General features: G+C 62.7%; 20 protein-coding genes and 1 other RNA gene. 10 read left to right on the forward strand and 11 right to left on the reverse strand.

Annotation, left to right across the window (positions count from 1 at the left end):
• The 8 genes from FJ967_RS10900 to ffs all read right to left on the reverse strand — a co-directional run bounded on the left by FJ967_RS10900 (position 1) and on the right by ffs (position 7937).
• The gene (locus FJ967_RS10900; RefSeq protein WP_140731708.1) at positions 1 to 1644 is read right to left on the reverse strand and encodes an ABC transporter substrate-binding protein; all 1644 of its coding nucleotides are present in this window, start codon (positions 1642 to 1644) and stop codon (positions 1 to 3) included.
• A 260-nt stretch (positions 1645 to 1904) separates the two neighbouring features.
• Positions 1905 to 3191: a lytic murein transglycosylase gene (locus tag FJ967_RS10905; RefSeq protein WP_140731709.1), complete on the reverse strand. Its 1287-nt coding sequence runs from the start codon at positions 3189 to 3191 to the stop codon at positions 1905 to 1907.
• A gap of 25 nt (positions 3192 to 3216) precedes the next feature.
• Complete coding sequence (recR, locus tag FJ967_RS10910) at positions 3217 to 3822, reverse strand: recombination mediator RecR (RefSeq protein ID WP_140731710.1); 606 nt, start codon at positions 3820 to 3822, stop codon at positions 3217 to 3219.
• 90 nt (positions 3823 to 3912) lie between these two features.
• Positions 3913 to 4911 carry a cell wall hydrolase gene (locus FJ967_RS10915; RefSeq protein WP_140731711.1) on the reverse strand — a complete coding sequence of 333 codons (999 nt, stop codon included), beginning with the start codon at positions 4909 to 4911 and terminating at the stop codon, positions 3913 to 3915.
• Between the two features lie 221 nt (positions 4912 to 5132).
• Positions 5133 to 5540, reverse strand: a complete 408-nt coding sequence (locus FJ967_RS10920; protein ID WP_140731712.1) for a hypothetical protein — start codon at positions 5538 to 5540, stop codon at positions 5133 to 5135.
• 15 nt (positions 5541 to 5555) lie between these two features.
• Positions 5556 to 5879: a YbaB/EbfC family nucleoid-associated protein gene (locus FJ967_RS10925; protein ID WP_140731713.1), complete on the reverse strand. Its 324-nt coding sequence runs from the start codon at positions 5877 to 5879 to the stop codon at positions 5556 to 5558.
• Positions 5880 to 5910: 31 nt separating this feature from the next.
• Positions 5911 to 7737 (reverse strand): DNA polymerase III subunit gamma/tau, encoded by a 1827-nt coding sequence (locus tag FJ967_RS10930; protein ID WP_140731714.1) that lies wholly within the window; start codon positions 7735 to 7737, stop codon positions 5911 to 5913.
• A gap of 103 nt (positions 7738 to 7840) precedes the next feature.
• Positions 7841 to 7937, reverse strand: an RNA gene (ffs, locus tag FJ967_RS10935) — signal recognition particle sRNA small type.
• A gap of 144 nt (positions 7938 to 8081) precedes the next feature.
• Here ffs and FJ967_RS10940 point away from each other — a divergent pair.
• From FJ967_RS10940 to FJ967_RS10950, 3 genes are read left to right on the forward strand one after another with little or no spacing between them, the layout of a single operon-like run.
• A complete protein-coding gene (locus tag FJ967_RS10940) occupies positions 8082 to 8501 on the forward strand; it encodes an HIT family protein (protein WP_140731715.1) in 420 nt (139 codons plus the stop codon).
• Positions 8502 to 8540: 39 nt separating this feature from the next.
• Entirely contained in the window at positions 8541 to 9482 is a 942-nt protein-coding gene (gene nudC, locus FJ967_RS10945) for an NAD(+) diphosphatase (RefSeq protein WP_140731716.1), read from the forward strand.
• Between the two features lie 28 nt (positions 9483 to 9510).
• Positions 9511 to 9810, forward strand: a complete 300-nt coding sequence (locus FJ967_RS10950) for a Dabb family protein (protein WP_140706324.1) — start codon at positions 9511 to 9513, stop codon at positions 9808 to 9810.
• 1 nt (position 9811) lies between these two features.
• Here the strand turns inward: FJ967_RS10950 and FJ967_RS10955 are convergent, their stop codons facing one another.
• Complete coding sequence (locus FJ967_RS10955; RefSeq protein WP_140731717.1) at positions 9812 to 10675, reverse strand: prephenate dehydratase; 864 nt, start codon at positions 10673 to 10675, stop codon at positions 9812 to 9814.
• Positions 10676 to 10684: 9 nt separating this feature from the next.
• Positions 10685 to 11413: a 3-deoxy-manno-octulosonate cytidylyltransferase gene (locus FJ967_RS10960; RefSeq protein WP_140731718.1), complete on the reverse strand. Its 729-nt coding sequence runs from the start codon at positions 11411 to 11413 to the stop codon at positions 10685 to 10687.
• 193 nt (positions 11414 to 11606) lie between these two features.
• Between FJ967_RS10960 and FJ967_RS10965 the strand changes: the two genes are divergently transcribed.
• The 7 genes from FJ967_RS10965 (at position 11607) to FJ967_RS10995 (ending at position 21085) form a co-directional block, all read left to right on the forward strand.
• Positions 11607 to 12293, forward strand: coding sequence for a cytochrome c family protein (locus tag FJ967_RS10965; RefSeq protein WP_140731719.1), 687 nt, complete (start codon positions 11607 to 11609; stop codon positions 12291 to 12293).
• 164 nt (positions 12294 to 12457) lie between these two features.
• Complete coding sequence (locus tag FJ967_RS10970) at positions 12458 to 14332, forward strand: extracellular solute-binding protein (protein ID WP_140731720.1); 1875 nt, start codon at positions 12458 to 12460, stop codon at positions 14330 to 14332.
• A 14-nt stretch (positions 14333 to 14346) separates the two neighbouring features.
• A complete protein-coding gene (locus tag FJ967_RS10975; protein WP_140731749.1) occupies positions 14347 to 16215 on the forward strand; it encodes an extracellular solute-binding protein in 1869 nt (622 codons plus the stop codon).
• Between the two features lie 30 nt (positions 16216 to 16245).
• Positions 16246 to 17340 (forward strand): microcin C ABC transporter permease YejB, encoded by a 1095-nt coding sequence (locus FJ967_RS10980; protein WP_140731721.1) that lies wholly within the window; start codon positions 16246 to 16248, stop codon positions 17338 to 17340.
• Positions 17340 to 18485 carry an ABC transporter permease gene (locus FJ967_RS10985; RefSeq protein ID WP_140731722.1) on the forward strand — a complete coding sequence of 382 codons (1146 nt, stop codon included), beginning with the start codon at positions 17340 to 17342 and terminating at the stop codon, positions 18483 to 18485. Before FJ967_RS10980 ends, FJ967_RS10985 begins: the two co-directional genes overlap by 1 nt.
• Positions 18482 to 20113 (forward strand): ABC transporter ATP-binding protein, encoded by a 1632-nt coding sequence (locus tag FJ967_RS10990; RefSeq protein ID WP_140731723.1) that lies wholly within the window; start codon positions 18482 to 18484, stop codon positions 20111 to 20113. Before FJ967_RS10985 ends, FJ967_RS10990 begins: the two co-directional genes overlap by 4 nt.
• 30 nt (positions 20114 to 20143) lie before the next feature.
• Entirely contained in the window at positions 20144 to 21085 is a 942-nt protein-coding gene (locus tag FJ967_RS10995; protein ID WP_140731724.1) for a glyoxylate/hydroxypyruvate reductase A, read from the forward strand.
• A 139-nt stretch (positions 21086 to 21224) separates the two neighbouring features.
• Here FJ967_RS10995 and FJ967_RS11000 read toward each other — a convergent pair whose 3' ends face one another.
• A complete protein-coding gene (locus FJ967_RS11000) occupies positions 21225 to 21752 on the reverse strand; it encodes an AAA family ATPase (protein WP_140731725.1) in 528 nt (175 codons plus the stop codon).
• Positions 21753 to 21790: the final 38 nt, after the last annotated feature.

A 21790-nucleotide genomic window follows, 5' to 3' on the forward strand; every position in this document is an offset into this window, starting at 1 on the left:
CTACTCTTTCGAGACCGGCCCGACGAAGTTGGTGTCGAAGCTCGGGCCGAGCGCGAAGCCCTTGAGGTTCTTGCGCAGGCCGGCCACTTCCAGCTGCTGATGGATGAGCACAAAGGGGCTGGTGTCGAGGATCTTCTTCTCGAGATCCTTGTACATGTCGGCGCGCTTGCCCGAATCCTTCTCCAGCAATGCGGCTTCCGTCTCCTTGGTCAGGTCCGGAATGTCCCATGCATTGCGCCAGGCCAATGTCTTGGACTTGCCTGCATCCGAGTTGTCCGGATTGGAGGCGAAGGTCTGGGCATTGGAGTTCGGATCGAAATAATCCTGGCCCCACTGGCCGATATAGATGTCGTGATTGCGGGCGCGGTACTTGGTCAGCGTCTGCTTGCCATCGCCGGGTATGATCTCCAGCTTGATGCCGGCCTGGCCGAGCGTCTGCTGGATCGATTCCGCCATGCCCGTCGTCGGCTGGCCTGTACGCACATCCATAGTGACGCTGAAGCCGTCAGCCAGGCCGGCCTTGGCCAGCAATTCCTTGGCCTTGGCGACGTCGAGCTTGAAGGGGTTTTCGTCCAGTTCACCCAACACACCCTTGGGCAGGAAGGTCTGGTGGATCTCGCCGATACCCTTGAGGATAGTCGAACCCAGCGCATCGTAGTCGACCAGATATTTGAAGGCCTGGCGTACTTCTGGTTTGGCCAGGTTCGGGTTCTTCTGGTTCAGGCTGATGTAATAGACCGTGCCCTTCGGGGCGCTGGTCGAGGTGAGATCGGCATTCTTGGCGATGGCGTCGAGGTCGTTAGGTTCGAGGTTGCGGGCGACGTCGATGTCGCCGGCCTCAAGCGCCAGGCGCTGCGCCGAGCTTTCCTTCATGTTGCGATAGATGACGCGGGCGAGCTTGGCCTTCTCGCCGTAGTAATTGTCGTTGCGCTCCAGGACGACGGCCTCGTTGGCGCGCCATTCACGCAGCTTGTAGACGCCCGAACCGGCATAGCCGGTTTTCAGCCAGGCATTGCCGAAATCATTGTCCCATTTGTAGTCGGCGCTCGGCGTGACCGCGGCGACATGTTCCTTGACCAGCTTGGCGTCGACCACCGAAGCGACGGTCGCCGACAGGCAGTTCAGGACGAAGCTTGGCGCATAGGCCTTGTCGACGATGAACTGGAAAGTGGTGTCATCGACGGCCTTGGCCTTCTCGGCGACGTTGTCGCCGCTGATGCCGAACTGATCGATGATGAAGGCCGGGCTCTTGTCCAGCTTGACGGCGCGCTCGAAGGAATAGGCGACATCGGCCGCCGTGATCGGGTTGCCGGAAGCGAATTTGAGGCCCGGCTTGAGTTTGAACGTATAGGTCAGGCCATCGTCCGAGACGGTCCAGCTTTCGGCGAGATCGCCCTTGACCTTGGAGGTGTCGCTGAGGTCGAGGCGCACGAGAAGATCGTAGGTATTGCCGGTAACCTCGGCGGTCGACAGCTCGAACGCCTCGCCTGGATCCATGGAGATGATGTCGTCGATGGCGAAGCCTTCGACCAGCGTGTCGGCGGGAGTGACCGCACCGGCGGGCGCGCCGGCCAGAAGCAGCGCCGACATGGCGGCACCGGCAAGCAAGATGCGGGATCGTAGAGCAAGCTTTTCCATCATCATGACGATTGTTCCCTGTTTTGTTGTTTGTCGACCTGAGTTCCCGGCTCAGGATTGAAGTCTTCTTTCAAGGCTCGGCAAGAGCCCCTGACCCAGCACCGTCGAGGTTTTTGTCCAGTTGGTCAACACCATATTCGGCGCCCCCGAGACGGCAAGGAGGATTTCGGCAACGGCATGAGTGGATCAGAAAGCAGCGTGGCATGTCCATGCATGCGCCGGCTAATCGATGCCGCGGATCGGGAAAAATCTGCCAAATTCCAGGGCTATTTCAGCGCGGCGACGAGGCTGGCGTCAGGGAAACAGGTAGCGGCCTGGCCATTCTTTTCCTGCCATTTGCCGATCGAGCGGCGGGTCTTGAAACCGGGCAGGCCATCGGCGCTGCCGACATCATAACCCTTGGCTTCCAGCGCGCGCTGCAGGGCGGCGATGTCGGAACGGTGGAGATCCCCGACCGGCCCCCAACTGCCGGCAAAATTCTGATCGCCATGGGCGATGCGGTCGGCGCCATGGCCGATGAACAGCGCGTAGAGGTCGCTGGTGTTGTATTCCTTCAGCACGTAGAAATTGGGGGTCGCGATAAAGGCCGGGCCGCTGCGCCCGGCCGGCATCAGCAGAAAGCCCTGCGCCTTCATCTCGCTGGCCGGGAACGCCTTGCCGCCGACGCGTTCGATGCCCATGGCGGCCCATTGCGAGATCTTTTTGCCCTGGTCAGGTCCCTCCAGCGAACAGGAGACGCCCTGCGGCACCGTCACCTCGAACCCCCAGCCACGCCCCCTCACCCAGCCATAATGGACGAGATAGTTGGCGATCGAGGCGAGTACATCAGGCGTTGAATTCCAGATGTCGGGCCGGCCGCCGTCGAAGGCGACGGCATGCTTGAGGAAAGAGGTCGGCATGAATTGCGGCTGGCCGAGCGCGCCGGCCCAGGACGATTTCATCGCGCCGACCGGGGCCAGCCCGCGCTGGACGATTTCCAGAGCCGCCAGCAGTTCGGTGCGGAAGAAATCTTTTTTCGTCGACATGAACGCCTTGGTGCCAAGCACCTCGAAGGCGTCGTAGGGCATCTTCGCCGCGCCGAATCCGGTCTCGCGGCCCCAGATAGCAAGGAGGATTTCGCCCGGCACGCCATAGCGCTTTTCGATCGCGGCAAGCGTGCTGGCATTGGCGGCTTCGCGCGCGCGGCCGCCCGATGTCACCGCACGGACCGTCTTCTCGGCAAAATAGGCGCCCGGCGACCCGAACTCTGCCTGATGCTGCTTCTGCGGCGTCTTCGGCTTCTCGCCGGGCATGACGAGATCGGGCAGCTTCAGATTGGGTTTTATGCCGTCGAAGGCTGTGTCGAAAGTGGCCTTGGAAATGCCTTTTGCCTTGGCCTCGGGCCAGAGGTCGTTCTGCAGCCAGGCGCGGAACTGATCGTCGATTTTGGCGGCGTGGGTGGGGGGAGTGAGGACAAGGAAGGCCAGCGCGGCCAGGAAGAATGCAAGACAAGACTTGCGGAGGCCGAGTTCTGGCGCGTGCACCACCAGCTTCGAAAGATGCGTGACAATCATAGCGCCCATCCTCCCGCCAATCTTGTCAAAATGCCGTCCGCGAGCGCAGTGCGGCGGCCAGCGTGCCTTCATCCAGATAATCGAGTTCACCGCCGACCGGCACGCCGTGCGCCAGCCGCGTTACCTTGACTTCGAAGCCGGAGAGCTGGTCCGTGAGGTAATGTGCCGTCGTCTGGCCCTCGACCGTCGCGTTGACGGCAAGGATGATCTCCTTCACTTCGCCGCCGGCGACGCGGTCGATCAACGAGCGGATGTTGAGCTGGTCGGGGCCAATACCGTCAAGCGGCGACAGCGTGCCGCCGAGCACGTGGTAGCGCACATTCATCGCCGCCGCCCGCTCCAAGGCCCAGAGGTCCGAGACGTCCTCGACGACGATCAACGTGGCGGCGTCGCGGCGCGGATCGGTGCAGATCATGCAGGGGTCGGAGGTGTCGACATTGCCGCAGGTGGAGCAGATGCGCACCTTGTCGACGGCCTCGCCCATGGCGGCTGCGAGCGGCGACAGCAACTGTTCCTTCTTTTTGATCAGATGCAGCGCCGCGCGCCTGGCCGAACGGGGGCCAAGTCCCGGCACCTTGGCCAGGAGCTGGATCAGGCGTTCGATCTCGGGACCGGCGATTCGCTTGGACATCGCTCTGATCTAGGATTTTTCAGAGCGCTTTGAAACATCCCGCATCAGTGCATGGTCAGCATGCTGCCATGGCGGCCGCCGGAGCGCGGATCAATTGGCTTCGAGCGGCCGGCCCTGGCTGACGATCATCGCGCCGATGGCGTCGGTGTTCTCAGGCGTCGACTGGAAGCCCATCGCCGCTTCCTGCTCGCCCTGGACCGAGGAAATGACGCTCTTGCTCGAGGTTCCGCTGTCCAAGGTCCCGCCGAAGCGCGCGGCATCCGGTTCTTCCATCGGCTCCTGCATGGCGACCATTGTCTGCTTCGCCGTCACGCGCGCCGACTTTGCCATCGGCGCCGCGGCTGCCGTCACATAGGTCTCTTGAACCGGAGCGGTCCTGGTTTTGGGCTGACGGGCCGGCTCCGCCGCGGCGGTCATGTAGACCTGTTGCGTGGCAGCGGTGCGGGAGGTCTTGGCCGGTCGCACGGGCTCGGCCGAGGCAACCATCGTCACGGGCGCGGCGGGCTTGACCACGTCCGGCGCCACCGAAGCAACCATTGGCTCATCCGGCAGCGGCTGCCAGTTGCGACCGCGCTTTTCGTAGAAGGCATTGCCGCCGGCAACCATGGTGTAGTGCATGTTCTTGTAAGGGAAGCGCAGGCCGGCCGTGTGGAAATACATCGTGTTCTTGAGCTTGGCCTTGCGCTCGCCCTTGAGCACGGCGTCGGCGGCCTCCTCGACATCGGGCATTGCGCGCGAATTCATCGGCCTGGTCATGACGCCCGGCGCGAACTGCCCACGCTCGCCCACGACTTCGCAGATCGTGTTGCCATGCTGGCCCGAGCGCAGCCGGTTCATCACCACCGTGCCGACGGCGACCATGCCGTCGCGGCTCGACCGGTTGGATTCGAAGAACATCGCCCGCTCCAGGCATTCCCGGTCCTTCGGCGTATGGCCGGAAGCGCGCGATGTCAGGAAGCTCGGCGTGATGGCGTCGGTCAGGCTGGCGACCGACATGCCATGCGAAGTGGTCTGGCTGCAGGCAGCCAGAAACAAGGGAGACGTAACGACGCCGAGCAACAGCGGCATCTTCCATCGCTTAGAGATCAACAGGCTACCCTCTCACTTCCATGCCCGCCCCAGGCTGCGGCAAGAATGAGACACTTTCGGGCAAAATGATGGCCAAAGCGTTATTAGTGATGAACTGTTACTGAATAGACACAAATTGTGACTTTCCAGATAGATCGTGCCATCGTCTCACAAACGCGATGATGGCTGTCTCTTGGTTTCGCCGCAATTGCAGGAACCGGCTCGCCCTCTTTAGAACACCCTTACTGCCCGGCGGCGACTGCCACCGGCCGGCCAGGCTCGATCTCTTCGATCTTCTCCGAAAACAGGCCCCGGTTGAGAAACAGCGCCCGCGCGGCCCTGGCCGTCGGCGCGATCTTGCCTGGCCAGTCGCTGTCGATGAACTCGGCCTTGGTGAAATCAGGATTGGTTTCGGAGGCCGCCTCCAGGAACTCGGCGATCTCCAGTACGACCGCGCGTTCGTCCTTCGAAAGCGCGGACGCGCCGGCCTCGATGGACGGGCGGTGAACGAAATCCTCGAACAGATTGAAGTAGCCCTTGATGCCGACGAGATCGACGCCGGCATCGCAATCGGCCAGGATTTCCAGAATCTCGTAGATCCTGTTGCGGATACGCTGCTCGATCAGTCTTTCGGAGGGCTCGTCGGCCATGGACTCAACCGAACGCTAGAACGGCAGTTTCATTCCCGGCGGGATGGGCAGGCCGGCGGTCAGCGCCTTGGTCTTTTCCTGCATGATCTGCTCGACCTTGGCCTTGGCGTCGTTGTGCGCGGCGAGAATCAGATCCTCGAGGATTTCGACCTCGTCTTCCTTGAACAAGGACGGGTCGATCTTCAGCGACTTCATATCGAATTTTCCGCTCAGCGTGACGCTGACCAGACCACCGCCGGCCTGGCCGGTCGATTCAACGGTGGCGATCTCGTCCTGCATGGCCTGGAATTTGGCCTGCATTTCCTTCGCCTTGCCCATCAGGCCGAGAAGATCTTTCATGGTCCGATCCTTTGCGGATTAGTGCTGAATATCAGGGTTCGTCGTCATCGGACGGTGGCTCGACCGGCACGTCGGCCTCGGTCGTGTCTGCGTCCGGGGTGTCGGGAATGCGCACATCGATGATCTTGGCGCCGGGAAAGCGCGCCAGGATGGCGGCTACCGTCGGATCGCTCCTGGCATCGAGGAAGGCGTTTTCGCGCTTCGTCGATTCCATCTCGGCCAATGTCTGGCCGCCCCCTTCCTTCGACAGCGACACCAGCCAGCTGCGGCCGGTCCAGGCACGCAGCTTCGTCGTGAGGTCATTGAGCAGCATCTTGGGCGCATCGTCGGTCAGGCCGACGTCGATGCGGCCGGGCTCAATGCGCAAGAGCCGAATGCAGCTCTTGAGCAGCACCTTGAAGGCGATGTCACGCTGCGCATCGGCAAGCGCGATGATGTCGGCCAGCGACTTCAGCGGCACGGGCTGGCTCTCCGGCGCCGGCTGCGGCGGGGCAACGAAAGCGGCCGGAGCAGGCGTGGCCTCGACCAGCCGCATGGTCTGCGCGCCGCCCGACCCGCCGGGCATGCGCGCCTGCGCCACGGCGCTGGCGCCATTGCCGGGATTCACGGGGCCGGAGCCTACCGAGGCACCATTCGGGCGCGGCGCGGCGCCATTTGCCGCGCCGCCGCTCTCCAGCGATCTCAGCGCCTCGTCCAATGTCGGCAAATCGGCGGCGTGCGCCAGCCGGATCAGGACCATTTCGGCGGCGCTGACCGGCCGGTTGGAGGACTGCACCTCGGGAATGCCCTTGAGCAGCATCTGCCAGGTCCGTGACAGCACGCGGACCGACAGCGCGCTCGCGAAATCGGCGCCACGCTGACGCTCGTCCTGCGACAGCGAGGCGTCGTCCATGGCGGTCGGCACGAAGCGCAGCCGGGTGACGAGGTGGTTGAACTCGGCAAGATCGGTCAGCACGGCGGCCGGATCGGCGCCGGTGTCGTATTGGGCACGGAATTCGGCAAGTGCGGCCGCCACGTCGCCCTTCATCACATATTCGAACAGGTCGACGATGCGGGCCCGGTCGGCGAGGCCAAGCATCGCCCGCACGGCCTCCGCGCTGACGGAACCGGCGCCGTGGGCGATCGCCTGGTCGAGGATGGAGAGCGAATCGCGGGCGGAACCTTCCGCGGCGCGCGCGATCATCGCCAGCGCGTCGTCGTCGACCGTAATGCCTTCCTTGCCGGCGATCGCCGAGAGATGCGCGACCAGCGCGCCGGCATCGATGCGCCTGAGATCAAAGCGCTGGCAACGTGACAGGACGGTGATCGGAACCTTGCGGATCTCGGTGGTGGCGAAGATGAACTTGACGTGCGGAGGTGGTTCCTCCAGCGTCTTCAACAGGCCGTTGAAGGCCTGCGTCGACAGCATGTGCACTTCGTCGATGATGTAGACCTTGTAGCGGGCCGAGACCGGTGCGTAGCGCACGCGTTCGATGATGTCCCTGATGTCGTCGATGCCGGTGTGCGAGGCCGCGTCCATCTCGATGACGTCGACATGGCGGCCTTCCATGATCGCCTGGCAGTGTTCGCCGGGCACGGCAAGGTCGACCGAAGGCTGGCCGACCGTGGCCGTCTTGTAGTTCAGCGCCCGCGCCAGAATGCGCGCGGTCGTCGTCTTGCCGACACCGCGCACGCCGGTCAGCATCCAGGCCTGGGCAATGCGGCCGGTGGCGAAGGCGTTGGTTAGGGTGCGCACCATCGGCTCCTGGCCGACCAGTTCGGAGAAATTCGAAGGGCGGTATTTGCGCGCCAGGACGCGATAGGCGCCGGCCTTGCCTTTTTCCAGGCTCTCTGGTCCCGAATTTCCGGCTTCGCTCATTCGCCAGTAAGCTCCAAGGGCCGCGTCGAAAGCGACCGATTCCTGCGCATAGTTTCGCCCGCACGGCTTGGCGCCGTCAATGTCGCGGGAGAAAGGCGAAGAGGCGGGAGGCTGGAACAATGACCCGTTCCGGGCTCGTTAGGGCTGCTTCCTTCCGGACCTGACCCGGTTGGCGAGTGGATCGTCCACCACCAACCTCCCGCTGTCCATATCGGCAATTGCGCGACGAAATGCAAGTGCGCAGGTAAATCGGCACCGAAACCCAAGAGATTCGCTTGCAGGCCCGATGCAGCCGCTCTAGCGTTCGTGGTTTGAGGAATTCAAGAAAAGCAAGGGAAACGCCGATGCTGCCGGGCCTGAAGGCCGGATTCACGCTGGATGCCCGGCTCGAGGCCGGCAGCGAACAGTTGATGTGGCTTGGGCTGTGTGAGTTGCGGGTCATGAACGACCGCCGCTGGCCGTGGCTGCTCCTGGTGCCGCAACGGCCGGGCGCGGAGGAAATCCACGACATGACACCGCTCGACCAGGCGATGCTCACCTTCGAGACCAATATGGTGGCGCAGGCTTTGAAAAAGGTGACGGGCTGCACCAAGATCAACACAGGCGCGCTCGGCAACATCGTGCGCCAGCTGCATATCCATGTCATTGCCCGCTCCGAGCACGATCCCGGCTGGCCGGGGCCGGTTTGGGGTCATGGCCTGCGCGAGCCCTACCAGCGTTCCGACCTGCGCCGGTTTGCCGAAACGATCAGGGCGGCGCTATAAGCCTTCCCCCGTGTTCCACCCCAACGCACCAGAGTCCGCATGAGCTTTCGCCTGTTTGACGCGCCCCTGCGCGAGCCGAGCCAGTTCGTCGGCTTTGCCGGCAACACGATCGACCGGCAATCCGAGAACCGTGCCGACGATTCGGTCGACAAGGCGCTGGCCGATCCGACGACACGGCTGTTGCTGATGAATGGGGGGCGGCTCTATCTGAAGCTCGCGGATAGCGGTTTCGACCCCTGGTACCGCGTCGCGGAGAGCCAGCCTTTCCAGCTATCCTTCGACCAGGGAGTCCTGCTCGGCTTTTCCGAACAGGGACCCGTGCTGGCGGTAATGGCCGGTGTTGACGCCGAGCAGCTCCCCGAGACGGTCAAGGCGATCGATTACCGCTCGGTCTATATGCAGGGGTTGATCGACGAGGCCGCCGCCGGCGCGATGGCACAAGGTGCCGCCCTGCTCGCCTGGCATGCCAGCCACCGTTTCTGCAGCAAATGCGGCACGCAATCTCAAATGCGGGCCGGCGGCTACAAGCGGCATTGCCCGAATTGCGGCACCGAGCATTTTCCGCGCACCGACCCGGTGGCGATCATGCTGACGGCGACGCGGGAAAAATGCCTGCTCGGGCGTGGCCGGCACTTCGCCCCGGGCATGTATTCCGCGCTTGCCGGCTTCATCGAGCCGGGCGAGACGATCGAGGCGGCGGTACGCCGCGAGACGCTGGAGGAGGCCGGCATCCGGCTCGGGCGTGTCGTCTATCATGCCAGCCAGCCCTGGCCGTTCCCCTATTCACTGATGATCGGCTGCTTCGGCGAGCCGCTCAACGAAGACATCCAGGCCGACCTCAATGAGCTGGAAGACTGCCGCTGGTTCCTGCGCGACGAGGTGCGCCTGATGCTGGCCAGGGAGCATCCCGGCAATCTGGTCACGCCGCCGAAAGGCGCCATCGCCCATCATCTCATCCGCGCCTGGGTCGACAACGAATGAGCCTTGAAATTCATTGCAGGAGAAGCAGATGATCCGTCACACCGTCGTCTTCACGCTGAAGCATCCGCCGCACTCGCTGGAGGAAAAGCGGTTCCTCGTCGACGCCAGGAAAATCCTCACCGCGATCCGGGGTGTCACGCATTTCGAACAATTGCGCCAGATCAGCCCCAAGAACGACTATCAGTTCGGCTTCTCGATGGAGTTCGCCGACCAGGCCGCCTACACCAGGTACAACGACCATCCCGACCATGTCGCCTTCGTGCGCGACCGCTGGGTGCCCGAGGTCGAGAAATTTCTCGAGATCGACTACGTGCCGCTTGGCTGGTAGCTCAATCCGCCACCTTCCACTGCTCGCGCGACTGGCTGGCCGGATAGACGCCCAGGATGCGCACCTCGCGTGAGAAGAAGCGAAGCTCGTCGAGCGCCAGCTTGACCAGCGGATCGTCGGGATGGCCCTCGATGTCGGCATAGAACAGCGTCGCCGTGAAGGCGCCGAGCTGGTAGCTTTCCAGCTTGGTCATGTTGATGCCGTTGGTAGCGAAGCCGCCCATCGCCTTGTAGAGCGCGGCTGGCACGTTGCGGACGCGGAAGATGAAGGTGGTCATCATCTTGACGTCGGGTGACGGCCGCTCGGCCCATTGCTTGCTCTTGTTCAGGACGACGAAACGGGTGACGTTGCTGTCGGTGTCCTCGACGTTCTCTTCGATGATGTCGAGCCCATAGAGCTCCGCGGCCAGCGCCGGCGACAGCGCCGCCATGGTGCGGTCCCCGACCTCCGAGACCATCTTGGCGGCACCCGCGGTGTCGCCTGCGACGACCCCTTTCCACCCGTTCTTGCGGATGTATTTGCGGCATTGGCCGAGCGCATGGATGTGGGTGTGCACGGTCTTGATCTCGTCGCGTTTGACGCCGGGCAGGACCATCAACTGGAAATGGATCGGCAGGAAATACTCGCCGACGATGTGCATCCTCGATTCCGGCAGGAGATGGTGAATGTCGGCGACGCGCCCGGCGATGGTGTTCTCGATCGGGATCATGGCGAGATCGGCCTTGCCGGTCTCGACCGCGTTGAACGCGTCCTCGAAGGTCGGGCACGGCAACGGCTCCATCGAGGGATAGACGTTGCGGCAGGCCGTGTCGGAATTGGCGCCCGGCTCACCCTGGAAGGAAATTCTGTTGGTCTTTTCAGGCATGCTGATATCTCAGTTTGAAAGGATTTCCCTGGCCCGTTCCAGGTCTTGCGGCGTGTCGACGCCGAGCGGCAGCGAGCGGACGATCTCGGCGTCGATGCGCATGCCGGCTTCCAGCGCCCGCAACTGTTCCAGCCGTTCGCGCCGCTCCAGCGGCGACGGCCTCAGCGCGACGAAACGCTCAAGGGCGGCGCGGCGATAAGCGTAGAGGCCGACGTGATGATAGAGCGGCCCCTCGCCCCAGGGCGCCGTGGCGCGGGTGAAGTAGAGCGCCCGCAACCGCGTGCCGGACAGCGGCGATCCGACGATCTTGACCACGTTCTGATTGGTCTTTTCCTCGTCGCGGACGATTTCGACGCCGAGCGTGGCTATATCCACCGAGGCATCCTCGAACGGCCTCAGCGAGGCGGCGATGATGCCGGGATCGATGGTCGGCAGGTCACCCTGTACATTGACGATCGTTTCGACGTTGCGTTCGGGATCGAGCGCGACGAGGGCCTCGTGGATGCGGTCGGAACCCGATTCATGGTCGATGCGCGTCATGACGGCCTCGAAACCATGCGCGCGCACGGCTTCAGCCACGCTGTGCGTGTCGGTTGCCACCACCACCCGGCCAAGCCCGGCTTCGGCGGCGCGGCGCGCGACATGGACGATCATGGGCGCGCCGGATATGTCGGCCAGCGGCTTGCCCGGCAGGCGGGTCGAGGCCATGCGGGCCGGGATCAGGATCAGGGTGGACATCGCTATCGCAAGGCGTTCGAAAAGAGGAGGGGAAAAGTGGCAAAAGGTCTCACTGGAAGCGCCCTTATAAGTGTTGCAACGCCCGAGCAAAAGACCTAGTTTCCGCCCGATTTGACCGGCTCTGGAGGGCGGGTCTGGATACCGACGGACGGAGTGGACGGATCAGTCCGCCGGAAAAGGGAGCAAGGGGCGTATGGATTCCAACGAAGTCAACAAATTGCTCGCCGGATTGCTCGGAACCGTTTTCGTCGTCTTCTCGGTCGGCCTGGTGTCGGACGCGCTGTTTGCTTCGCCCGCCCCGGAGAAGCCCGGCTTCGAGATCGTGGCCGCCGAACCCGCCGAGGGCGGCGCCGCAGCGCCTGCCGTTGAATCCAAGCCGATCGCCGATCTGCTGCAGACCGCCAATGCCGAGGCCGGCGCCGCCGTCTTCAAGAAGTGCCAGGCCTGCCATTCCGGCGAAAAGGGCGGCCCCAACAAGGTCGGCCCGGATCTGTGGGATCTCGTCGACCGTCCCGTCGCCGAACATGAAGGCTTCGCCTATTCGGCCGGTATGAAGGAATTTTCCAAGGGCGGCACCGAGAAGTGGACCTACGACAACATCAACCACTTCATCACCTCGCCGAAGAAATTCGTGAAGGGCACGGCCATGGGCTTCGCCGGCCTGCCCAAGGACGAAGATCGTGCCAACGTCATCGCCTATCTGCGCACGCTGTCGGACAACCCCAAGCCACTGCCGACGCCAGGCGCCGCCGCGGACGCTTCGGCGCCCGCCAAGCCTGCCGATGGCGCCGCTCCGGCGAAACCGGCTGACGGCGCGGCAGCACCTGCCAAGCCCGCGGCTCCGGCGGCACCTGCACCGGCACCCGCCCCTGCCCAATAAGGATATCGTCTCGCGATCTTGAAAAAGCCGGGTTCAGCCCGGCTTTTTTGTTGGGAAAATGCAGGGTGCGGCGACAAAGCCGGCGCATTGCGGTTTTCAGGAGCGTCAAATCATCTAGGATCGCGGTCTGGATGAGCTGGCACGCATAGCGAGAAGGATAGTGCATGACGGTTGGCCGAACGCTTCTCAAGTCGCTGCTGGCGACAGCCCTGCTGGCGGTGGGATTGCAGGCCACTTTGGCCGATGAATGGCTGACAAGTTCGTCGCTGACGGGCGAGTCCAAATACGGCGCCAATTTTCAGCACTATGATTATGTGAACACCAACGCGCCCAAGGGCGGCACGCTGAATTCGGTGGTCAGCGGCACGTTCGACAGCTTCAACCCGTTCATCGCCCGCGGCACGCCCGCGGCAGGATTGAATTATCAGGGCGGGCTGCTCTACCAGTCGCTGATGGCGAAATCCCTCGACGAGGGCAGCACCAATCACCCCGAGATCGCCGAGGCCTACAAGCATCCGGATGATTTCTCATCGGCGACCTATCGGCTCGACCCGCGCGCCAGATGGCATGACGGTCAGCCGATCACCGTCGACGACGTGATCTGGTCCTTCAATTTCCTGAAGAAGGAGAGCCCGCAGTTCAATCGTTATTTCGCCAACGTCACCGAAGCGGTCGCCGTCTCGGACCGGGAAGTCGAGTTCCGGTTCGACCAGAAGGGCAATCGCGAGTTGCCGCTGATCATGGCCGACGTGGTGGTGCTGCCGAAGCACTGGTGGGAAGGCACCGACGCCAACGGCAAGAAGCGCGACATTACCCAGCCAAGCCTCGAAATCCCGCTCGGCTCGGGACCCTACAAGATCGCGAGCTTCAAGCCCGGTTCGGAAGTCGTCTGGCAGCGTGTGCCCGACTTCTGGGCGGCCGGCCTCGGCACCAATGTCGGCCGCAACAATTTCGATACGCGCCGCTATACCTACATACTCGACGACAATGCCGCCTGGCAGGCCTTCACCAAGGGCGGCTATCAGGATGTTCGCCTCGAGAACAGTTCCAAGAAATGGGCGACCGAATACAATTTCCCGGCTTTGAAGGCCGGTGACGTCATCAAGCGGGAATTCAAGGAGACGTCGGGCCAGCCGATGCAGGGTTTCGCGCTCAATCTGCGCCGGCCGCAATTCCAGGACCGTCGCGTGCGCCAGGCGCTCACCCTGGTCTACAATTTCGAATTCATGAACCGCACTCTATTCTACGGTCTGAATACCCGCACCCACAGCTATTTCGAAGGTCAGGATCTTGCCTCTTCGGGGCTGCCCACCGGCAAGGAACTGGAGATCCTCGAGCAGTATCGGGACAAGCTGCCGCCGGAAGTGTTCACCGAGCCGTTCAAGCTTCCGGTCTACGACACACCGCAAGCGGAGCGGCAATATCTGCGTCAGGCAATCGCGCTGTTTGGCGAAGCAGGCTGGAAGATTGTCGGTGGCAAGATGACCGACGCCAAGACCGGCCAACAATTCAAGGTGGAATTCCTCGGCAACGATTCGACTGACGAGATCCTGTCGAATTCCTATATCGATTCCCTGCGCAGGATCGGCATCGATGCCTCGCTGCGCATCGTCGACGCATCGCAATACATCAACCGGGTCACCAATTTCGATTTTGATTCGGTGACGACGCAGTTGGCCCAGTCTTCGTCACCCGGCAACGAGCAGCGCGAATTCTTTGGCTCGAAGGCCGCCGACAGGCCGGGCGCGCGCAATGTCATGGGCATCAAGGATCCCGTCGTCGATGCCTTGGTGGAGCGTGTCATCTTCGCCACCGACCGCGACGATCTCGTCGCCGCGACCCGCGCGCTTGACCGCGTTCTGTTGTGGAACTTCTACGTTGTGCCGCAATTCAATCGTCCGGTTGCCTGGGCCGCCTACTGGAACAAATTCGGCATTCCCGACAAGCAGCAGGGCTATTTCGGCATCGATCTCGACTCCTGGTGGATCGATCTCGACAAGGAGAAAGCACTGGCGGCCAAATATAAGGGCGGCAATTGATGGACCGGCAACCGATAACGGCCCTGCCCCGCCGGGATTTCCTGGCCCTGGGGGGCGCCGCCGCCGCCGCCGCGCTGTTGCCGGGCAAAGCCTTCGCGAACGTCGCGACCGGCACCGAGCTGCACGGCCTGTCGGCCTTCGGCGATCTCAAGTACAAGCCTGATTTTACGCATTTCAACTACGTCAATCCGGACGCGCCCAAGGGCGGCCAGATGAATTTCGCACCGCCCAACGCCACACTCAACCAGAGCTACCTGACCTTCAACACATTGAATTTCCTGGTCTTGAAGGGGGAGGCGCCGCCGCGCGCCGAGCTCTGTTTCGATTCCCTTATGGCAAGCGCGCTCGATGAGCCGGATGCGGTCTACGGCTTGATTGCCCAGTCCGTCACGCTGTCGCAGGATCGCAACGGCTTTCGCTTCGCGCTTCGACCGCAAGCGCGTTTCCATGACGGCTCGCCGCTGACCGCCGAAGACGTGGCCTTCACGTTGAAGCTCTACAAGGATCAGGGCCACCCCAACCTTTCCAAGGCATTGCGGTACATGACCGAGGCGGTCGCGATAGACCCCGCCACCCTCGACCTCACCTTCAATGGCGAACAGTCGGCACAAAACATCCTTGCCGTCGTGGGCATGCCGATCGTGTCCAAGGCCTTTTACACGGCCAATGTTTTCGATGCCTCGACCATGACACCGCCGCTTGGCTCGGGACCCTACAAGATTGGGCGCGTGGCGGCCGGACAGACCGTCGAGTACGACCGCGTGCCCGACTATTGGGGTCGCGACCTTGCCGTGAACCGCGGCATGTACAATTTCGACCGTATCCGCATCGACTTCTATCTTGACCGGCAGGCCGCCTTCGAGGCCTTCAAGAAAGGCGACACGCATTTTCGCGAGGAATTCACCGCGAGTGTCTGGGCGACCGGATACGACTTTCCGGCGCTGAAGGACGGCAAGGTCGTCAAACGCGAATTTCCCGGCGAGAAGACGCCGGAAATGCAGGGGGCCGCGCTGAACCAGCGTCGTCCGCAATTCCGCGATGAGCGGGTGCGGCAGGCGATAGCCAGATGCTTCGATTTCGAGTGGATGAAGCGGGCACTGTTCTACGGCTCCTACGAGCGTTCTCAGTCGAATTTCGAACGGTCGGATTACAAGGCCGAAGGCCTGCCTTCGCCTGGCGAATTGGCCCTGCTGGAGCCGTTCCGGTCCGAACTGCCGCCAGAGGTTTTTGGTGAAGCGGTGACGCAACCCCTGTCCGACGGTTCGGGCCATGACCGCAAGCTGCTGGGCGAGGCTTCGAAATTGCTCGCGCAAGCAGGCTGGAAGCGCGCGGGCAGCTTCCTCGTCAACGACAAGGGGGAACGGCTGCGGGTTGAGATGCTGGCGGAGGATGACGGCCTCGTTCGCATCTTCACCCCATGGTCGGAGAATATGAAGGCGATCGGGATCGATGCTTCGATCCGACAGGTCGATGCGGCGCAGTATGAACAGCGGCAGAGCGATTTCGACTTCGATTTCGTCCTGTTCCGATGGTCGATCGGGGCGACACCCACCGACGACGGGCTGGAGATAATGTATGCCTCCCGAATGGCGGACACACAGGGACAGCGCAACTATCCAGGCACGCAAAGCAAGGCCATCGACGCACTGATCGCGGCAGCCGGCAAGGCGCAAAGCCGGCCGGAACTGGTCACCGCGCTGAGAGCGCTCGACCGGGTCTTGCGCGCGCGGCTAGACTGGATTCCAACATACTATCTGGCGAATCACCGCGTCGCCTATTGGGACATGTTCGGCTTTGTCGAGCAAAAGCCCGATTATGGCTTTCCGGTAGAGACGCTGTGGTGGTTCGATAAGGGCAAGGCGGCAAAAATTGGCAAAGGCTGAGATATCAGTCCGACTGGGGCACAAGGCCTGATGGGCGCTTATATACTGCGCCGCATTCTTCTGATGATCCCGACCTTGTTCGGCATCATGGCGATATCTTTCGCCGTCATCCAGTTCGCGCCCGGCGGCCCGGTCGAGCAGGTCATCGCCAAGCTGACCAACCAGGGCGGCAGCGACCGCCTCGGCGGCGGCGGCGGTGACACCGGTGGCGGCAATTTCGACGCCGCCGGCGACGTCAGTTCGAAATATCGCGGCGCCCAGGGTCTCGACCCGGAATTCATCAAGAAGCTGGAGAAGCAGTTCGGCTTCGACAAGCCGCCGCTCGAACGCTTCGGCATGATGCTGTGGAACTACGCCCGCTTCGATTTCGGCAACTCCTATTTCCGCGACATTTCGGTGCTCGACCTGATCCTGGAGAAGATGCCGGTGTCGATCTCGATCGGGCTCTGGATCACGCTCCTGTCCTATCTGATCTCGATACCGCTGGGCATCCGCAAGGCGGTCAAGGACGGCACATCCTTCGATGTGTGGACCAGCGGCGTCGTCATTGTCGGCTATGCCATTCCGGGCTTCCTGTTCGGCATTCTCTTGATGGTGCTGTTTGCCGGCGGCTCGTTCTGGGACTGGTTTCCGCTGCGCGGCATCGTTTCAGACAATTGGGATCAGCTGTCCTGGCCGGCCAAGATCGCCGACTATGTCTGGCACATGACCTTGCCGCTGACGGCTTTGGTGCTGTCGGCCTTCGCCACGACGACGCTTTTGACCAAGAACTCGTTCCTGGAGGAAATCCGCAAGCAATATGTGGTGACGGCACGCGCCAAGGGCCTGTCCGAACGGCAGGTGCTCTACGGCCATGTCTTCCGCAATGCGATGCTGATCGTCATTGCCGGCTTCCCGGGCGCCTTCATCTCGGCCTTCTTCACCGGCTCGCTGCTGATCGAGAACATCTTTTCCCTCGACGGGCTGGGCCTCCTCGGCTTCCGCTCCGTGGTCGAGCGCGACTATCCCGTGGTGTTCGCCAACCTCTACATCTTCTCGCTGCTGGGCCTGTTCATCGGGCTGTTGTCCGACCTGATGTACACCTGGGTCGATCCGCGCATCGATTTCGAGCGGAGAGACGTCTGATGTCGGAGGCAAGCGTCACCGCCGGAGTGTTGCCGGAGCGGATTGCGCGGCCATTCCTGTCGCCGCTCAACAAGCGCCGACTGCAGAACTTCAAGGCCAACCGGCGCGGCTACTGGTCGCTGTGGATATTCCTGGTCCTGTTCGTGCTGTCGCTGTTTGCCGAATTCATCGCCAACGACAAGCCGATCATCGCTTCCTACAAGGGCGAGATTCTTTTCCCCGTGCTGGTCGCCTACCCGGAAGAGAAATTTGGCGGCTTCTACGCCGTCACCGACTATCGCGACCCTGTGATCCAGGACGAGATCAACGCTCATGGCTGGATGATCTGGCCGCCTATCCGCTATTCCTACCAGACGGTCAACAACGCCATTCCCGAAGCAGCGCCGGCCAAGCCGTCATGGGAGTATGACGCCAAGACGCGCTGCAACCAGTATGCGCAAGGCGCGGATGATGCGGCCTGCATCGTCGGCAACTGGAACTGGCTCGGCACCGACGACCAGGCGCGCGACGTTCTGGCGCGCGTCATCTACGGCTTCCGCATCTCGGTGCTGTTCGGCCTGATCCTGACCGCCGGCTCCGCCCTGATCGGCGTCGCCGCCGGCGCCGTCCAAGGCTATTTCGGCGGCTGGACCGACCTTCTGTTCCAGCGCTTCATCGAGATCTGGTCGGCCATTCCCGTGCTCTATCTGCTGCTCATCGTCGCCGCCATCCTGCCGCCGGGCTTCTTCATCCTGCTCGGCCTGATGCTGCTGTTCTCCTGGGTGGCGCTGGTCGGCGTGGTGCGGGCCGAATTCCTGCGGGCCCGCAACTTCGAGTATGTCAACGCCGCCCGCGCACTTGGCGTGCCCAACCGCACCATCATGTTCCGGCACCTTTTGCCCAATGCCATGGTTGCGACATTGACCTTCCTGCCTTTCCTGCTCTCGGGCTCGATTTCGACACTGACCTCGCTCGACTATCTCGGCTTCGGCCTGCCGCCAGGCTCGGCCTCGCTCGGCGAACTGCTCAAGCAGGCGCAGCGCAACCTCAACGCGCCGTGGCTCGGCATATCGGGCTTCGTCGTCATCTCGCTGATGCTGTCGCTGCTGGTCTTCGTCGGCGAGGCGACGCGCGACGCCTTCGATCCGCGCAAGACGTTCAAATGAGCGAAATCCCCTTGCTCAGCGTGCAGGACCTCAGTGTCGCCTTCAGCCAGGGCGGCGGCCAGTCCGTTGCCGTCGACCATATCTCGTTCGACATCGCCAGGGGCGAGACGGTGGCGCTGGTCGGTGAATCCGGTTCCGGCAAATCGGTCTCGGCGCTGTCTGTGTTGAAGCTGCTGCCCTACCCAAGCGCCAGCCATCCCTCGGGCAAGATCCTGTTTCAGGGCGCCGACCTCCTGGCCATGGGCGAGAAGCAGTTGCGCCAGGTGCGCGGCAACAAGATCACCATGATCTTCCAGGAGCCGATGACCTCGCTCAATCCGTTGCATTCGATCGAGCACCAGATTGTCGAAATCCTGAAGCTGCATCAGGGCATGGGCGACCGCCCGGCCAAGGCGCGCACGCTTGCGCTCTTGAAAGAGGTCGGCATCCGCGATCCGGAAAAACGCCTCGACGCCTATCCGCACCAGCTTTCGGGCGGCCAGCGCCAGCGTGTCATGATTGCCATGGCGCTGGCCAACGAGCCGGAACTGCTGATCGCCGACGAGCCGACGACGGCGCTCGACGTCACCGTGCAGGCGCAGATTCTCGAACTGCTCGCGGGACTCAAGAGCCGCAAGGGCATGTCGATGCTGTTCATCACCCATGACCTTGGCATCGTGCGCAAGATCGCCGACCGGGTCTGCGTGATGACCAAGGGCAAGATCGTCGAAGCCGGCCCGACCAAGGACATCTTCGCCAACCCGCAGCACCCCTATACGCGCCACCTCCTGGCCGCCGAACCGAAAGGCAAGCCGCCGGCCGCGAACGCCGACGCCAGCCCGGTCATGACGGGCAAGGACATCAAGGTCTGGTTTCCGATCAAGCAGGGCTTTTTCCGGCGTGTCGTCGACCATGTGAAGGCGGTCGACGGCATCGACGTCACCGTGCGCGCCGGCCAGACGCTCGGCGTGGTCGGCGAATCCGGCTCCGGAAAGACGACGCTCGGCCTGGCGCTGGCGCGGATGATCTCGTCGACCGGGAGCATCCAGTTCAAAGGCCAGGACATCAACCAGCTTTCCTTCAACGCCATGCGGCCGCTGCGAAGCGAGTTGCAGATCGTCTTCCAGGATCCGTTCGGCTCGCTCAGCCCGCGCATGTCGATTGCCGAGATCATCGAGGAAGGCCTGAAAATCCACGAACCGAAGCTGTCGCCCGACGAGCGTGACGACAAGGTCGTCGCCGTGCTCAAGGAGGTCGGCCTCGATCCGGCGACCCGCAACCGCTATCCGCACGAATTTTCCGGCGGCCAGCGCCAGCGCGTCGCCATCGCGCGCGCCATGGTGCTCAATCCGCGCTTCGTCATGCTCGACGAGCCGACATCGGCGCTCGACATGAGCGTGCAGGCACAGGTGGTCGATCTCCTGCGCAATCTGCAGGCCAAGCACAATCTCGCTTATCTCTTCATCAGCCACGACCTCAAGGTCATCCGGGCGCTGGCCAACGACGTCATCGTCATGCGCAATGGCCAGATCGTCGAATCCGGACCTTCCGAACAGATTTTTGGAAGTCCGCAAACCGACTACACCAGGGCTCTGATCTCGGCCGCCTTCAAGATCGAGACGGCGCCGACAGGCGTGGTCAGCGAGTGACCCGCACAAGGAAGGACTGAACGAACCGCGATGGAAAAAGGCCGCATCCTGCTCGCCGTCACCGGCTTTCACCCGCAACGCTGGCGCGACCTCCTGTCTGCCGAGCGCGAGGTGGTGCTGGAGCCGGATGGCGCCAAGGATCCGTCGATCACCTATGCCGTGGTCTGGAAGCAGAAGCCAAATCTAATGGCGTCGCTGCCCAATCTGCGCGCCATCTTCTCGATCGGCGCCGGCGTCGACCATATCTTCGCCGACCCCGGCTTGCCCGACGTGCCGATCGTCAAGGTCGTTGCCGACAACCTCACTCAATATATGACCGAGTATGTCGTGTGGCGGGTGCTCGACCATCATCGCCAGGGCCTGCTCTACCGGTCGCAGCAGTCGAAGAAGACCTGGCACGAGCCGCCGCAGCGGCCGGCCGGCGACATTTCCGTCGGCATCATGGGTCTCGGCAGTCTCGGCCGGGCCGCGGCCTCCGTGCTTCTGTCGCTCGGCTTCGCTGTCAATGGCTGGTCGCGCAGCGAGCGGTCGATGAAGGGGGTGGCGACCTATGGCGGCGAAGCAGGCCTGATCCCGTTCCTCAACGCCACCGACATTCTGGTGGTGCTCTTGCCGCTCACCCCTGACACGCAAGGCATCGTCAACTATGGCGTGCTGAAAGAGTTGCGCAAGCGCAACGGCCTTGGCGGCTCGGTGCTGATCAATGCCGGGCGTGGGCGCCTGCAGAAGGACGCCGACATCCTGCGGGCATTGGACGACGGCACGCTGAAGGAAGCGAGCCTCGACGTGTTCGAGGTCGAGCCGCTGCCGAAAACCAGCCCGCTTTGGGGCCATTCGAAGGTGTTCGTGACGCCGCATGCGGCGGCGACTTCCGATCCCGTCCACCTGGCGCCGATCATGCTGCGCCAGATGGACGCTTTCGAGCGCGGCGAGGCGCTCGACAATCTGGTGGACCGCAAGGCGGGATACTAGAGCATTTCACCGTTTCACGGAAACGGCGAACTGCTCTAACTCGTTGTTTTGACGCATTTCCCAAGGGCAAGCGCTACGCGCTTGTCCCGGGAAAACCGTTTCACACTTTTCCTGGAATTGCTCTGGCCGGGCGTCACCCTCATCTGGCCAGGTCCCATTCGAGGAAACAGTCCTTGATTGCCCGGACCGACGACAGTTGCAGCTTCGGCAGATCGATCTGCCCGAAAAGCACCCGATACCGCTCACGGTTTTTCGGCGTCGCCACGGCGATGTGGTGGATCATGTCCCATTTGATGCTGTCGCGCCCGCCTTCCAAAGCGCCGCGCCGCTCCGTCTCGAAAAGGGTTCGCCTGAAATAGCGCAGCAGGCTTGCAGGGGTGGAGATGTCCAGCAGGATCAATCCCGTCGCACGGCGGAGGCGCTGCGGCATGCAAATCGAGTAGTTTCCATCCATCGCCCAGCGCTCGCCGGCGATGGCGGCGTCATGCAAGGCAATGAACTCGTCCTTCGGACGCTGCACCCAATCCGTGTTGGGCAGATGAAAAAGCAGATCGAGATGAATGGGCGTCAGGCCGCGCTTGCGCGCAATCGCGTCGGCAAGCGTCGACTTGCCGCTGTTGGACGGCCCCAGGATGCAGATGCGGTCGCCGAGGTCCGAGAGCTTCATCGGATGAGAGCCTTGCAGGATGAACGGTGGGAACCGGG

Source organism: Mesorhizobium sp. B2-3-4 (assembly GCF_006442315.1).
Classification (GTDB): domain Bacteria; phylum Pseudomonadota; class Alphaproteobacteria; order Rhizobiales; family Rhizobiaceae; genus Mesorhizobium.